Here is a 13,980-nt window from a genome sequence, read left to right as displayed (position 1 = left end):
GAGCTTGCCGGGCCTTTGCTCCAAAGAATAGTCGCAAGGGCAAATCGCGGGCACAAAAAAGCCGCTCGAAAGCGGCTTTTTCGCTGAAGATGAAAGCTTATTTCAAGCCGGACATCTTCTCGATAGCACCCTTGAGATCGGCATCTGTACAATCGGCGCAAGTGCCTTTTGGAGGCATTGCGTTGACGCCGGAGATGGCTTTCGCCAGCAAGCCGTCAAGGCCGCCTTCTTTCTTGGCACGTTCGCCCCACGCCGCGGCATCACCGATTTTCGGCGCGTCCAACAGGCCGGTGCCGTGGCAAGCGTTGCAATGTTTTGCAATCACCGAATCAGGAGTCTTGGCATCGCCACCACCCGCAGATGCCGCGACTTCCATCCCCTTGCACTCTTTACCCTGAACGCAAACCTGGCCGACCGGCTCAAGACGTTTAGCAATATCGTCGCTGGTCGCTGCTTGTGCGCTGACTGCCCATAGGGCCAATACGGTTGCTGGTACGGCCAGCATTTTCTTAATTAGATTCACGCGTTCACCCTCAATGGTGGCTAGTCACGCCCACGGCCACGGTTCGCAGGCGGGCGCAAGTATAACGGTAAGCCCGCCACACTTAAACAACCCTAAAGTCGAAGGGGTCTTATGCGTGGCGGAAAAACAACTCGGGCACCTGCGCAATGCTGGCGGGACGCCTCTTTTCCTAGAAATTCGCTGGAGTAGCTGCGCTGATTAGTCGCGCCGGTTCATCGAACGGATTACGGAAACGGTGCGGTTTGGTACTTTCAAAGTAGTAGCTGTCGCCGGCTTCGAGCACAAACGTTTCCAGGCCTACAACCAGTTCCAGTCGACCCTCAAGCAAAATCCCGGTTTCCTCACCCTCATGGGTGAGCATCTCGTCACCGGTATCTGCGCCAGGCGGGTAGATTTCGTTGAGGAACGCGATAGCCCGGCTCGGGTGAGCCCGGCCGACCAGTTTCATGGTCACTGCGCCATCGGAAATATCGATCAGCTCGTTGGCTTTGTAGACGATCTGAGTCGGTTTTTCCTGCAGGATCTCTTCGGAAAAGAACTCGACCATGGACATGGGAATCCCGCCCAGTACCTTGCGCAGCGAACTGATCGAGGGGCTGACGCTGTTCTTCTCGATCATCGAAATGGTGCTATTGGTGACGCCCGCGCGTTTGGCGAGTTCACGCTGCGAAAGACCTTTGAGCTTACGGATGGATTGCAGTCGTTCACCGACGTCCAAGCTTGCGCCTCCAGGATTCAGGTTGTAGGAATATTGCGCGTTATCATGGCGACAGCGTTCAGTATTTACAACACTTTGGCCTGAATCCTGTTCGGTGAGACGACTTCCGGTCCGCAGCGTTTGGGGTTAAGCCCCGGAATAGAGCAGCGGCACTCGGCGCAGGTTGCAGAAGATCTGGTAAGGAATCGTGTCAGCGGCCGCCGCCACGTCGCTTGCGAGGATGTTTTTACCCCACAACTCGACGGTTGAACCGAGGCCGGCTTGCGGCACATCGGTCAAGTCGATGCAGAGCATGTCCATCGACACCCGGCCAATCAACTGGCTGCGCTGCCCAGCCACCATCACCGGCGTACCGGTTGGCGCCTGACGCGGGTAGCCGTCGGCGTAACCCATGGCGACCACGCCCACGCGCATCGGTTTCTGGGTGATGAATCTGGCGCCATAACCGATCGGCTCGCCGGCCGGCAGTTCACGCACGCAAATCACTTTAGATTCGAGGGTCATCACCGGTTGCAGGCGGGACGCAACGGCATTGGCTTCTTCAAAGGGTGTCGCGCCGTAGAGCATGATGCCCGGGCGAACCCAGTCGCTCGAAATCTGCGGCCAACCGAGCACCGCCGGCGAGTTGCGCAGGCTGATCTCGGCCGACAAACCCTGACGCGCCGCTTCGAAAACCGCCACCTGTTCGGCGCTGGTTTGACAGTGCAGTTCATCTGCGCGAGCGAAGTGGCTCATCAGAACAATCTTCGCGACCTTGCCGCTGGCCAGCAGCCGTTGATAGGCCGCCTGATAATCCTTTGGATGCAAGCCAACCCGGTGCATGCCCGAATCGAGCTTGAGCCAGACCGTGATCGGTTTGCTCAGTGCGGCGTTCTCGATGGCTTCGAGTTGCCACAGCGAATGCACCACACACCAGAAATCATGCTCAACGATCAGCGACAGCTCATCGGCTTCGAAAAAACCTTCCAGCAGCAACACCGGCGCACGAATGCCGGCGGCGCGCAGTTCCAGCGCTTCTTCGATGCAAGCGACCGCAAACCCGTCCGCCTCGGCTTCCAGCGCCTGGGCGCATCGCACCGCGCCATGACCGTAGGCATCGGCCTTGATCACCGCGAGGGCCTTGGCCCCCGTGACTTCACGGGCGATTTGATAGTTGTGACGCAGGGCTTGGAGGTCGATCAGGGCACGGGCTGGACGCATGGCGGCAGACTTCTAGTCGGTCATGGGGAAGAAAAACCGGCGCTGGCTGCCGGCGTGAACCGCCAGTAGCACCGGGAGAGGGGTCTTTCTGACAGGCTTATGGCAGAGCGGCTACAACCGACAGCTCCACCAGGATTTTTGGTTCGCACAACTTCGATTCAACGGTGGCACGGGCCGGTGCGACGCCTTTTGGCAGCCACTTGTCCCAGACCGCGTTCATGCCTTCGAAGTGCGCATCAATGTCTTTGAGGTAAATCGTCACCGACAGCAAACGACTCTTGTCGGTTCCGGCCAGATCGAGCAAACGCTCGATGTTGGCGAGGGTTTCACGGGTCTGCTGTTCAATCCCGGCGTCCATATCGTCGCCGACCTGCCCTGCCAGATACACGGTGCCGTTGTTAACGACGATCTGGCTCATGCGCTCATTGGTGAGCTGGCGCTGGATTGCCATGTTTTGCGGACTCCTGGGTTTTGGTGCCATAACGAGAAATATCGAGGCCTTCGGCGCTGATCTGCGGCGTTTTCTTCGCCATCAGGTCCGCCAGCAAACGACCGGAGCCGCACGCCATCGTCCAGCCCAGCGTGCCGTGACCGGTGTTCAGGAACAGGTTCTTGAACGGCGTAGCACCAACGATTGGCGTGCCGTCCGGCGTGGTCGGACGCAGACCGGTCCAGAAACTCGCCTGGGTCAGATCGCCGCCCTGAGGATAAAGGTCGTTGACGATCATCTCCAGGGTTTCACGCCGACGCGGGTTCAGCGACAGGTCAAAACCGGCTATTTCAGCCATGCCACCGACGCGGATTCGGTTGTCGAAACGGGTGATCGCGACCTTGTAGGTCTCGTCGAGAATAGTCGAAGTCGGGGCCATCGCCGGGTTGGTGATCGGCACAGTCAAGGAATAACCCTTAAGCGGATACACCGGAGCGCGGATGCCCAACGGCTTGAGCAACTGCGGCGAGTAGCTGCCCAGCGCCAGCACGTAGCGGTCGGCGGTTTCCAGTTTGCCGTCGATCCATACACCGTTGATGCGATCACCGGCGTAGTCGAGTTGCTGAATGTCCTGACCGAAGCGGAATTCCACACCCAGTTTCACAGCCATTTCGGCCAGGCGGGTGGTGAAGATCTGGCAGTCGCCAGTCTGGTCGTTCGGCAGGCGTAGGGCACCGGCGAGGATGTCGGTGACGCCGGCCAGCGCCGGTTCAACCCGAGCAATGCCAGCGCGGTCGAGCAGTTCGAACGGCACGCCGGACTCTTTCAAAACGGCGATGTCTTTCGCGGCGTTGTCGAGCTGAGCCTGGGTGCGGAACAATTGTGTAGTACCGAGGCTGCGTCCTTCGTAGGCAATGCCGGTTTCGGCGCGCAGCTCATCGAGGCAGTCACGGCTGTACTCGGACAGACGGACCATGCGCTCCTTGTTCACCGCATAGCGGCTGGCGGTGCAGTTGCGCAGCATCTGCGCCATCCACAGGTATTGGTCGATGTCGGCGGTGGCCTTGATCGCCAGCGGTGCGTGACGCTGCAACAGCCACTTGATGGCCTTGAGCGGTACGCCCGGCGCGGCCCACGGAGAGGCATAACCCGGCGAAACCTGCCCGGCGTTGGCGAAACTGGTCTCCATGGCAGCGGCTGGCTGACGGTCCACCACCACCACCTCAAACCCGGCTCGGGCCAGATAATAAGCACTGGCGGTGCCGATGACGCCGCAACCCAAGACCATAACGCGCATTTTCATATCCCTCATCGCGGCTTGCCGCTGACGTTCGTAGTTGTCGAGCATTGATGTGCGCAGTGTAAAAAAGATTAGGCAGTGCTTTTCACTATATAAGTGCCTATATTTGGCGACAATTCTCGGCAAAAACCCTTTTCACGGAGGCGCATCCCCTATGCGTACCAACACTCAGACCAAACGTGAGCTGGACAAGATCGACCGCAACATCCTGCGGATCCTGCAAACGGACGGGCGCATCTCCTTTACCGAGCTGGGGGAAAAGGTCGGGCTGTCGACCACGCCGTGTACCGAGCGGGTTCGGCGGCTGGAGCGCGAAGGGATCATCATGGGCTACAACGCCCGACTCAATCCGCAGCACCTCAAGGGCAGTCTTCTGGTATTCGTCGAGATCAGCCTCGACTACAAATCCGGCGATACTTTCGAGGAGTTCCGACGCGCGGTGCTGAAACTGCCCCATGTGCTGGAATGTCATTTGGTGTCAGGGGATTTCGACTATCTGGTGAAGGCGCGGATTTCCGAGATGGCCTCGTACCGCAAATTGCTGGGCGACATCCTGCTCAAGCTGCCGCATGTGCGCGAATCCAAGAGCTATATCGTGATGGAAGAAGTGAAAGAGAGCTTGAACCTGCCGATTCCGGATTGAGATTTTGGGGTGCCCGGTCAGGCCCCATCGCTAGCAGGCTAGCTCCCACACTGGATCTGTGTCATGCACAGAATGTGTGTCTGCTGAAGATCAACTGTGGGAGCTAGCCTGCTAGCGATTACAGGCGACTCGGTCTTCCCTCAGACGAGGACCTGGCGAGTCGAAGCCATGTACTCGTGAATCTGCTTCTCGACCCGCGGATGAATCAGCTCCACCGGTCCCCGCCCATTGGGGCATGGCAAGGTCTTGGTGGTGCCAAACAGCCGACAGATCAGCGGTCGCTCGCCATACACGGTGCAACCGTTGGGCCCCAGGTGGACGCAATTGAGCTCATCCATCGCCGCATCCTGCTCGGCCCGGGTTTTGCGCGGCAGGCGGGACATTTCTTCCGGTGAGGTGGTCACTGGCCCACAGCAGTCATGACAGCCAGGGACGCACTCGAACGAGGGAATCTGCTGCCGTAGCGTGCGAATTTTCTGACTGTTGCAGCTCATCGAAGCGGTGACCAAAAGCGGAATAGACCGGGATTCTGACGCAAAAGCCCCGATCCAGACAGCACCAACCGACCAGTGTTGCCCGCCTGCGAAGGTCCGGCTTATGCTCCGTCAAATTTCCTAAACACAAGCATCAGGAACACGCACATGAATGCCCGTGCTCAGCAATCTGTCCCGAGCCACCAGCACGCTGCTTCTTATTACGCCGCCAGCAGCCTGCCGCAGCCCGATCATCCGGTGCTCACAGGCGAGCTGGTGTCTGACGTGTGCGTGGTCGGTGGCGGGTTCTCGGGGTTGAACACGGCCCTGGAGCTGGCTGAACGCGGTCTCAGCGTGGTGCTGCTCGAAGCCCACAAAATCGGCTGGGGCGCCAGCGGGCGTAATGGCGGCCAGTTGATTCGTGGTGTCGGTCATGGCCTCGATCAGTTCGCTAATGTGATCGGCGCCGACGGCGTGCGTCAGATGAAACTCATGGGGCTGGAAGCGGTGGAAATCGTCCGACAGCGGGTCGAGCGTTTTCAGATCCCTTGCGACCTGACCTGGGGCTACTGCGACCTCGCCAACAAGCCGCGAGACCTTGAAGGTTTCGCCGAAGACGCGGAAGAACTGCGCAGCCTCGGTTACCGCCACGAAACCCGTCTTCTGCAAGCCAATGAAATGCACTCGGTGGTGGGTTCCGACCGCTACGTCGGCGGCCTGATCGACATGGGCTCGGGGCATCTGCACCCGCTGAACCTGGCCCTTGGCGAAGCGGCCGCCGCACAGCAACTGGGCGTGAAGCTGTTCGAACAGTCGGCGGTGACCCGTATCGATTACGGCCCCGAGGTCAAGGTCCATACCGCCCAAGGCTCGGTTCGTGCCAAGACGCTGGTGCTGGGCTGCAACGCCTACCTCAATGAACTCAATCCCGAACTCAGCGGCAAGGTGCTGCCCGCCGGAAGCTACATCATTGCCACCGAACCTTTGAGTGAGGAGCAGGCGCACGTTTTGCTGCCCCAGAACATGGCGGTCTGTGATCAACGGGTGGCGCTGGACTATTACCGACTCTCGGCTGACCGACGCTTGCTGTTCGGCGGTGCCTGTCATTATTCAGGCCGGGACCCGAAGGACATCGGCGCGTACATGCGACCGAAGATGCTGGAAGTTTTCCCGCAACTGGCCGGGGTGAAGATCGACTATCAATGGGGCGGGATGATTGGCATCGGCGCCAACCGTCTGCCGCAGATCGGTCGGCTCAAGGACCAGCCGAATGTGTATTACGCCCAGGCTTATTCCGGTCACGGCGTGAATGCCACGCACCTGGCGGGCAAGTTGCTGGCTGAGGCGATCAGTGGTCAGCAGAGCGGCGGGTTCGATCTGTTTGCCAAGGTGCCGCATATCACGTTCCCTGGCGGTAAGCATTTGCGCTCGCCATTGTTGGCGCTGGGGATGTTGTGGCATCGGCTTAAAGAGTTGGTCTGATCGATTAGCTGCGGTCTTACTGGCCTCATCGCGGGCAAGCCCGCTCCCACAGGGATTGGCGGTGAACACAATTGTTGTGAACACCAGCGACCACTGTGGGAGCGGGCTTGCCCGCGATAAGGGCCGCAACGACACCGCAGCACTCAGATCCGCCAGAACGGTTTAAGCCCCTCCTCCCGCGCCTGCTCACGACTCAACCCTACATCCTTGAGCTGCTCCGGCGTGAGCGTCAGCAACGCCTTGCGCGTGTGCAGACGATGCCAGAACAGGCCCCAGCGACTCAGGCCGGACGGCGCGTCGCGCATGACCGCCTCGCGTGCACCGTTGTTTTGCCCTGCTGCCAGTTCCTGACTGCGTAACGTCAGCCGCACATCGCTCAAGCCGTTCATTTTGATTGCTCCTGTTTACTTGGGTAGCCAGAGCTTTCATGATGCGTGGACGACGAAAAGCATTACAGATTCAATACGCTTGTATTAAATCCATACAGATTGATCGATCCAACCACTGAATCCTGTATTTTTACTTCATCTGTACTGGTTAACCGATTCCTCCATACCGAGACTGCACCCATGACCCTTTACGTCAATCTCGCAGAATTGCTCGGCACGCGTATCGAACAGGGCTTCTATCGCCCCGGTGACCGGCTGCCGTCCGTGCGGGCGTTGAGCGTCGAACACGGGGTCAGCCTGAGCACGGTTCAGCAGGCCTATCGCGTACTGGAAGACAGCGGGCTGGCGATGCCAAAACCCAAGTCAGGGTATTTCGTACCGGTGAGTCGAGAGCTGCCGGAGCTGCCAGCCGTTGGCCGCCCGGCCCAGCGACCGGTGGACATTTCCCAATGGGATCAAGTGCTGGAGTTGATCCGCGCGGTGCCACGCAAGGACGTGGTGCAACTGGGTCGCGGCATGCCCGACATCACCTCGCCGACCATGAAGCCACTGCTGCGCAACCTGGCGCGAATCAGCCGTCGGCAGGACATGCCCGGTCTGTACTACGACAACATCTACGGCACCCTCGAACTGCGCGAACAGATCGCCCGCCTGTTGCTCGATTCCGGCTGTCAGCTAAGCGCCAACGATCTGGTGGTCACCACCGGTTGCCACGAAGCGCTGTCCACCAGCATCCGCTCCATCTGCGAGCCGGGCGACATTGTGGCCGTGGATTCACCGAGTTTTCACGGCGCCATGCAAACCCTCAAGGGCCTGGGCATGAAAGCCCTGGAAATCCCCACCGACCCGCTCACCGGGATCAGCCTCGACGCGCTGGAACTGGCCCTGGAACAATGGCCGATCAAGGCCATACAGTTGACGCCCAACTGTAACAACCCGCTGGGCTACATCATGCCGGAGTCGCGCAAACGTGCGTTGTTGACGCTCGCACAGCGTTTCGACGTGGCGATCATCGAGGACGATGTGTATGGCGAACTGGCCTACACCTACCCGCGTCCGCGCACGATCAAATCCTTCGACGAGGATGGCCGCGTCCTGTTGTGCAGTTCATTTTCCAAGACACTGGCACCGGGCTTGCGGATTGGCTGGGTCGCGCCCGGCCGTTATCTGGAACGGGTGCTGCACATGAAATACATCAGCACCGGCTCCACCGCGCCACAACCGCAGATCGCGATTGCCGAATTCCTCAAAGCCGGGCATTTCGAACCGCATTTGCGGCGGATGCGCACCCAATACCAACGCAATCGCGACGTGATGATCGATTGGGTGAGCCGGTACTTCCCGGCCGGCACCCGGGCCAGTCGCCCGCAAGGCAGTTTCATGCTGTGGGTGGAACTGCCGGAAGGGTTCGACACGCTGAAGCTCAATCGCGCCTTGCACGATCAGGGCGTACAGATTGCCGTCGGCAGCATCTTTTCCGCCTCGGGCAAGTATCGCAATTGCCTGCGGATGAACTACGCTGCCAAGCCAACACCGCAGATCGAAGAAGCGGTGCGCAGGGTCGGCGCTGCGGCCATCCAGCTGCTCGCTGAAACTGACAGCGTCACCGACTGACCTTTCTCGGGAAACCAGCGTCCATATGCCGACCCCTGCCGCCAATCGGAACGATCCCACGTGAGAGTCAGACAACCCCTGCTCGCTCTTCTGTTGCTCGCCTCGTTCCTGGGCGGCTGCGCCAGCTTCGACGTTCAGCGCGAACCGAGTCAGGCGCTGCCCGCCAGCGATTCGGCATTCGGCCGTTCGATCCAGGCTCAGGCCGCCCCCCATGAAGGGCAATCCGGGTTTCGCTTGCTATCCAACAGCACCGAAGCCTTCACGGCCCGCGCCGAGCTGATTCGTAACGCACAAAGCAGCCTCGATCTGCAGTACTACATCGTCCATGACGGCATCAGCACGCGAATGCTAGTGGACGAACTGCTCAAGGCTGCCGACCGTGGCGTGCGGGTGCGCATCCTGCTTGACGACACCACCAGCGATGGCCTGGACCGGATCATCGCCACCCTGGCGGCGCATCCGCAGATCCAGATCCGTGTGTTCAACCCGCTGCACCTGGGGCGCGCCACCGGCGTAACACGCACCCTGGGCCGGCTGTTCAACCTGTCGCAGCAACATCGGCGCATGCACAACAAGCTGTGGCTGGCGGACAACAGCGCGGCCATTGTCGGCGGACGCAATCTGGGGGACGAGTATTTCGATGCCGAACCCAACCTGAATTTCACCGACATCGACATGCTCGGTGTCGGCCCGGTCGCCGAACAACTGGGACACAGTTTCGATCAATACTGGAACAGCGCCCTGAGCAAACCGATCGACCAATTTCTCTCGAGCAAACCGACGGCCAAGGATCTGGAAAACACTCGCACCCGGTTGGAAGAATCCCTGGAAGAAACGCGAAAACAGAATCACGCGCTGTATCAGCGCCTGATGACTTACAGGACAGAACCACGCATGGACATCTGGCGCCGGGAGCTGATCTGGGCCTGGAACCAGGCGCTGTGGGACGCGCCGAGCAAGGTGCTGGCCGACGGCGAGCCCGACCCGCAATTGCTGCTGACCACGCAGTTGGCACCCGAGCTCAATAAAGTCAGCAAAGAGTTGATCATGATCTCGGCCTACTTCGTTCCCGGCCAGCCAGGGCTGGTGTACCTGACCGGGCGCGCCGATGCCGGGGTGTCGGTGAGCATGCTGACCAACTCACTGGAAGCCACAGACGTTCCGGCGGTGCACGGCGGCTACGCGCCCTATCGCAAGGCACTGTTGGAACACGGCGTGCAACTGTTCGAATTGCGTCGCCAGCCCGGCGATGACAGCGGCAGCGGGCCACGTCTGTTTTCCAGCAAGTCCTATGGCGATTCCGATTCCAGCCTGCACAGCAAGGCAATCATCTTCGACCAGCAGAAAGCCTTCATCGGCTCGTTCAACTTCGACCCACGCTCGGTGTTATGGAACACCGAAGTCGGGGTGCTGGTGGATAGCCCTGAATTCGCCGCCTACGTCCGCGAACTGGCGATGCAGGGCATGGCGCCTCCCCTGAGTTATCAGGCGAAACTGGAGCAGGAGCGGGTCGTCTGGGTTACCGAAGATGACGGCAAACTGCACACGTTGACCAAGGAACCGGGGAGCTGGTGGCGGCGCTTCAATGCGTGGTTCAGCACCACGGTCGGGTTGGAACGGATGTTGTAACTCAGTGGGAGCGAGCCTGCTCGCGAAGGCGGTGTAACAGTCAACATTGATGTTGAACGTGCTGGCCTCTTCGCGAGCAAGCTCGCTTCCACAGGTTTTAGGCCGGTTCAGCTACCGCACCGAACGCCCCCTGCCGCGATAGCAAAATCACCAGGCCAAACGCACCGGCCGCCATCAGCAACGGCAACGCGTGACCACTGATCCACTGGCTGCCAGCCCCTGCCGCCAGTGGCCCGACGAGGCAACCAATCCCCCACAACTGCGCGATATGGGCATTGGCCCGTACCAGCGCATCGTCGCGGTATCGCTCGCCGATCAGGATCAGTGACAAGGTGAACAAGCCACCGGCACTGGCACCGAACAACACCCACAGTGGCCAGATCAGCAACGTGTCGATCAACAGCGGAATCGCCAGGCTCGACAGCAGCAAAACCACCGCGCATCCAGTGAACAACGTGCGCCGCGACAGACGATCCGCCAGCGCGCCTATCGGCAATTGCAGCAATGCGTCACCGACCACCACCGTGCTCACCATCGCCAGCGCAATTTCCGTCGTGAAGCCCTGACGCAGACAATAGACCGGTAACAACGTCAGGATCATCGCCTCGAACGCCGCGAACAGCGACACCGCCCAGGCAATCGCCGGCAGGCCGCGACAGAAGTTCAGCAAGTCACCGAAGGTCACGCTGCTGGCTTCGCTGGAAGGCGCGCCGCTGCGGCCCAGCAACAGGAGCGGTGCCGTCATCAGCAAACCGACACCGACCCAGAATCCGTAATCGTGCTCGGTGCCCAATGCCCCCAGCAGCAACGGCCCGGCCAGCTGACTCAGTGCATAGCTGCTGCCATACAGCGCCACCAGTCGCCCACGCCACTCTTCCAGCACAAGCTGGTTGATCCAGCTTTCACCGAGGATGAACACGAGGGTCAGGATCACCCCGATCATCAGCCGCAATACCAACCAAATCGGATAGCTCGGCAACAGCGCCAGCAAACCGATGGACAACGCCCCGGCCCACAGGCACAAGCGCATCAGATTGGCCGTGCCCAGGCGCGCCGCCAGATGGCTGGAAATCTTCGCGCCCAGCAATACGCCAATCGCCGGCATCGACGCCATCACGCCGATGGCGAACGAGCCGTAACCCCAGCCTTCCAGGCGCAACGACACCAGCGGCATGGTGACGCCCAGGGCCAGGCCGACACTCAAGACAGACGCCAACACGGCGAAATAAGTCGCCCAACGCATGTTCCACACTCCTGTGGATATTTTTATGTGCTGCACAAAACAATGTGGGAGCAAGCTTGCTCGCGAAGAGGCCAGCACATTCAACATCAATGTTGACTGTTACACCGTCTTCGCGAGCAGGCTCGCTCCCACAAGGGATCTGCGTTGTTAAGAAAACCGACTTACAACTTGATCCAGGTCGCCTTCAGCTCGGTGTATTTGTCGAACGCGTGCAACGACTTGTCGCGACCGTTGCCGGACTGCTTGAAGCCACCGAACGGTGCGGTCATGTCGCCGCCATCGTACTGGTTGACCCAAACGCTACCGGCGCGCAGTGCCTTGGCAGTCAGGTGGGCCTTGGAAATATCCTTGGTCCAGACCGCTGCGGCCAAGCCGTAAGGGGTGTCGTTGGCAATCGCAATGGCTTCTTCGGCGGTATCGAAAGTGATCACCGACAGCACTGGGCCAAAGATTTCTTCCTGAGCGATTTTCATCGCGTTGCTGACGCCGTCGAAAATCGTCGGCTCAACGTAAGTGCCACCGGTTTCCTGAAGAATGCGCTTGCCGCCCGCCACCAGTTTGGCGCCGTCGGTGTGGCCGGACTCGATATAGGACAGCACGGTGTTCATCTGCTGGGTATCTACCAGTGCGCCGACGTTGGTCGCCGGGTCCAGCGGGTTGCCCGGTTTCCAGGTTTTGAGGGCCTCGATCACCAGCGGCAGGAAAGTGTCCTTGATCGAACGCTCCACCAGCAGACGCGAGCCGGCGGTGCAGACTTCGCCTTGGTTGAAGGCGATGGCGCCGGCAGCCGATTCAGCGGCAGCTTGCAGGTCCGGCGCATCGGCGAACACGATGTTCGGGCTCTTGCCGCCGGCTTCGAGCCAGACGCGTTTCATGTTCGATTCGCCGGAGTAGATCAGCAGTTGCTTGGCGATCTTGGTCGAACCGGTGAACACCAGGGTGTCCACGTCGTTGTGCAGGGCCAGGGCCTTGCCGACGGTGTGACCGTAGCCCGGCAGGACGTTCAGCACGCCTTTCGGGATACCGGCTTCAACGGCTAGCGCAGCAATGCGAATAGCCGTCAGCGGGGATTTTTCCGACGGCTTGAGGATCACCGAGTTACCGGTGGACAGCGCCGGGCCAAGTTTCCAGCAAGCCATCATCAACGGGAAGTTCCACGGCACGATGGCGCCGACGACGCCGACTGGTTCGCGGGTCACCAGACCCAACTGGTCATGGGGAGTCGCGGCCACTTCGTCATAGATTTTGTCGATGGCTTCACCGCTCCAGCTCAGGGCTTGCGCCGCGCCTGGAACGTCGATGTACAGGGAATCACTGATCGGCTTGCCCATGTCCAGGGTTTCAAGCAGGGCCAGCTCTTCGGCGTGCTGTTTCAGCAGGCCGGCGAAACGAATCATGGTGGCTTTGCGTTTGGTCGGCGCCAGGCGCGACCAGACGCCGGAATTGAAAGTGCCGCGAGCGTTTTCAACAGCGCGCTGGGCGTCGGCGGCGTCACAGCTGGCAATCTTGCCCAGCAGACGGCCATCGACCGGGCTGATGCACTCGAAGGTCTCGGCGGAGACAGCATCGGTGTATTCGCCATTGATGTAGGCACGACCTTCGATCTTCAGATCGCGAGCCCGTTGTTCCCAATCGGCACGAGTCAGGGTGGTCATTCGAGTGTCCTCCTCTTGTTGAATACGAACGCTGCGCGGTCTTCGCGGGCGCTGTCAGGAATTCTGCCCGGCCAGCCTGCATTTTCGGCCCAAGGCAACCGCCACCCTAAACCAGCGGCAGGTGAAGTTTCAATATATTTGACATAAGGCCGGCAAACGGCCTTGCGATGTTCATTTTAATAAACATAGACTTTGGGCCTTCCAGTCATTTGCGCCGCAATCACGGGGGATTACAACAATGAGCATCCAGGACATCGTCGACTTCAGCCAAGCCACTACTCAGCCCGATCGCTATCGGCCAGACCCGGCGAAGGTTCTCAAGGGCGACCCCGAACAAGCAGTTTACAACCACTACAACAGCCCGTGCGGTCAGTTGAATGCCGGCGTGTGGGAAGGTGCAGTCGGCCAATGGCTGGTGAACTTCACCGAGCATGAGTACTGCGAAATCGTTCAAGGGGTTTCAGTGCTGCGCGACAACGACGGCAACAGCAAAACCGTGCGCGCGGGCGATCGCTTTGTTATTCCGGCGGGCTTTCGCGGCACCTGGGAGGTGCTGGAACCTTGCCGCAAGATCTACGTGGCGTTTGAACAGAAGGCCTGAAGACTTATGCTGCTTGAGCCGGCCTCATCGCGGGCAAGCCCACTCCCACAGGTTTTGTGATTGACACAGCCCCCTGTGGG

The 13,980-nt window shown here is 60.0% G+C and carries 14 protein-coding genes; 5 read left to right on the top strand and 9 right to left on the bottom strand.

Annotation, left to right across the window (positions count from 1 at the left end):
- Positions 1–97: 97 nt before the first annotated feature.
- The 5 genes from FQ185_RS03095 to dadA form a co-directional block, all read right to left on the bottom strand.
- A complete protein-coding gene (locus tag FQ185_RS03095) occupies positions 98–523 on the bottom strand; it encodes a cytochrome c5 family protein (RefSeq protein ID WP_149416199.1) in 426 nt (141 codons plus the stop codon).
- Positions 524–692: 169 nt separating this feature from the next.
- The gene (locus FQ185_RS03090) at positions 693–1,241 is read right to left on the bottom strand and encodes a cupin domain-containing protein (RefSeq protein WP_149416198.1); all 549 of its coding nucleotides are present in this window, start codon (positions 1,239–1,241) and stop codon (positions 693–695) included.
- A 126-nt stretch (positions 1,242–1,367) separates the two neighbouring features.
- Positions 1,368–2,441 carry an alanine racemase gene (gene alr, locus FQ185_RS03085; protein WP_149416197.1) on the bottom strand — a complete coding sequence of 358 codons (1,074 nt, stop codon included), beginning with the start codon at positions 2,439–2,441 and terminating at the stop codon, positions 1,368–1,370.
- Between the two features lie 97 nt (positions 2,442–2,538).
- Entirely contained in the window at positions 2,539–2,892 is a 354-nt protein-coding gene (locus FQ185_RS03080) for a RidA family protein (protein WP_149416196.1), read from the bottom strand.
- The gene (gene dadA, locus FQ185_RS03075) at positions 2,864–4,168 is read right to left on the bottom strand and encodes a D-amino acid dehydrogenase (protein WP_149416195.1); all 1,305 of its coding nucleotides are present in this window, start codon (positions 4,166–4,168) and stop codon (positions 2,864–2,866) included. Before dadA ends, FQ185_RS03080 begins: the two co-directional genes overlap by 29 nt.
- 157 nt (positions 4,169–4,325) lie before the next feature.
- Between dadA and FQ185_RS03070 the strand changes: the two genes are divergently transcribed.
- A complete protein-coding gene (locus tag FQ185_RS03070) occupies positions 4,326–4,814 on the top strand; it encodes an Lrp/AsnC ligand binding domain-containing protein (protein WP_003176896.1) in 489 nt (162 codons plus the stop codon).
- A gap of 140 nt (positions 4,815–4,954) precedes the next feature.
- Here FQ185_RS03070 and FQ185_RS03065 read toward each other — a convergent pair whose 3' ends face one another.
- Positions 4,955–5,308, bottom strand: a complete 354-nt coding sequence (locus FQ185_RS03065) for a YkgJ family cysteine cluster protein (protein ID WP_149416194.1) — start codon at positions 5,306–5,308, stop codon at positions 4,955–4,957.
- Positions 5,309–5,455: 147 nt separating this feature from the next.
- Between FQ185_RS03065 and FQ185_RS03060 the strand changes: the two genes are divergently transcribed.
- The gene (locus FQ185_RS03060) at positions 5,456–6,769 is read left to right on the top strand and encodes an FAD-binding oxidoreductase (RefSeq protein ID WP_149416193.1); all 1,314 of its coding nucleotides are present in this window, start codon (positions 5,456–5,458) and stop codon (positions 6,767–6,769) included.
- 143 nt (positions 6,770–6,912) lie between these two features.
- Here FQ185_RS03060 and FQ185_RS03055 read toward each other — a convergent pair whose 3' ends face one another.
- A complete protein-coding gene (locus FQ185_RS03055; protein ID WP_149416192.1) occupies positions 6,913–7,158 on the bottom strand; it encodes a DUF1127 domain-containing protein in 246 nt (81 codons plus the stop codon).
- 180 nt (positions 7,159–7,338) lie between these two features.
- Here FQ185_RS03055 and FQ185_RS03050 point away from each other — a divergent pair, with 180 nt between their 5' ends.
- The gene (locus FQ185_RS03050) at positions 7,339–8,772 is read left to right on the top strand and encodes a PLP-dependent aminotransferase family protein (RefSeq protein WP_149416191.1); all 1,434 of its coding nucleotides are present in this window, start codon (positions 7,339–7,341) and stop codon (positions 8,770–8,772) included.
- Positions 8,773–8,832: 60 nt separating this feature from the next.
- Positions 8,833–10,401, top strand: coding sequence for a phospholipase D family protein (locus FQ185_RS03045; RefSeq protein ID WP_149416190.1), 1,569 nt, complete (start codon positions 8,833–8,835; stop codon positions 10,399–10,401).
- 97 nt (positions 10,402–10,498) lie between these two features.
- Here FQ185_RS03045 and FQ185_RS03035 read toward each other — a convergent pair whose 3' ends face one another.
- Both FQ185_RS03035 and FQ185_RS03025 read right to left on the bottom strand, forming a co-directional pair.
- Positions 10,499–11,644, bottom strand: a complete 1,146-nt coding sequence (locus tag FQ185_RS03035) for an MFS transporter (protein WP_149416189.1) — start codon at positions 11,642–11,644, stop codon at positions 10,499–10,501.
- A 161-nt stretch (positions 11,645–11,805) separates the two neighbouring features.
- Positions 11,806–13,299: an aldehyde dehydrogenase gene (locus FQ185_RS03025; protein ID WP_149416188.1), complete on the bottom strand. Its 1,494-nt coding sequence runs from the start codon at positions 13,297–13,299 to the stop codon at positions 11,806–11,808.
- Positions 13,300–13,537: 238 nt separating this feature from the next.
- On the opposite strand from FQ185_RS03025, the gene FQ185_RS03020 reads away from it, so the two are divergent.
- Positions 13,538–13,900, top strand: a complete 363-nt coding sequence (locus FQ185_RS03020) for a cupin domain-containing protein (protein WP_149416187.1) — start codon at positions 13,538–13,540, stop codon at positions 13,898–13,900.
- The last annotated feature ends 80 nt before the right edge of the window (positions 13,901–13,980 follow it).

It is taken from the genome of Pseudomonas sp. ANT_H12B, assembly GCF_008369325.1.
Classification (GTDB): Bacteria; Pseudomonadota; Gammaproteobacteria; order Pseudomonadales; family Pseudomonadaceae; genus Aquipseudomonas.
The sequence above is the reverse complement of the archived record's forward strand: the minus strand, read 5'-3'. Positions and strand labels throughout refer to the sequence as shown.

Coding starts and splice junctions, on each gene's coding strand:
- alr (WP_149416197.1), bottom strand. CDS start 2,441: ATGCGTCCAGCCCGTGCCCTGATCGACCTCCAAGCCCTGCGTCACAAC.
- FQ185_RS03080 (WP_149416196.1), bottom strand. CDS start 2,892: ATGGCAATCCAGCGCCAGCTCACCAATGAGCGCATGAGCCAGATCGTC.
- dadA (WP_149416195.1), bottom strand. CDS start 4,168: ATGCGCGTTATGGTCTTGGGTTGCGGCGTCATCGGCACCGCCAGTGCT.
- FQ185_RS03070 (WP_003176896.1), top strand. CDS start 4,326: ATGCGTACCAACACTCAGACCAAACGTGAGCTGGACAAGATCGACCGC.
- FQ185_RS03065 (WP_149416194.1), bottom strand. CDS start 5,308: ATGAGCTGCAACAGTCAGAAAATTCGCACGCTACGGCAGCAGATTCCC.
- FQ185_RS03060 (WP_149416193.1), top strand. CDS start 5,456: ATGAATGCCCGTGCTCAGCAATCTGTCCCGAGCCACCAGCACGCTGCT.
- FQ185_RS03055 (WP_149416192.1), bottom strand. CDS start 7,158: ATGAACGGCTTGAGCGATGTGCGGCTGACGTTACGCAGTCAGGAACTG.
- FQ185_RS03050 (WP_149416191.1), top strand. CDS start 7,339: ATGACCCTTTACGTCAATCTCGCAGAATTGCTCGGCACGCGTATCGAA.
- FQ185_RS03035 (WP_149416189.1), bottom strand. CDS start 11,644: ATGCGTTGGGCGACTTATTTCGCCGTGTTGGCGTCTGTCTTGAGTGTC.
- FQ185_RS03025 (WP_149416188.1), bottom strand. CDS start 13,299: ATGACCACCCTGACTCGTGCCGATTGGGAACAACGGGCTCGCGATCTG.
- FQ185_RS03020 (WP_149416187.1), top strand. CDS start 13,538: ATGAGCATCCAGGACATCGTCGACTTCAGCCAAGCCACTACTCAGCCC.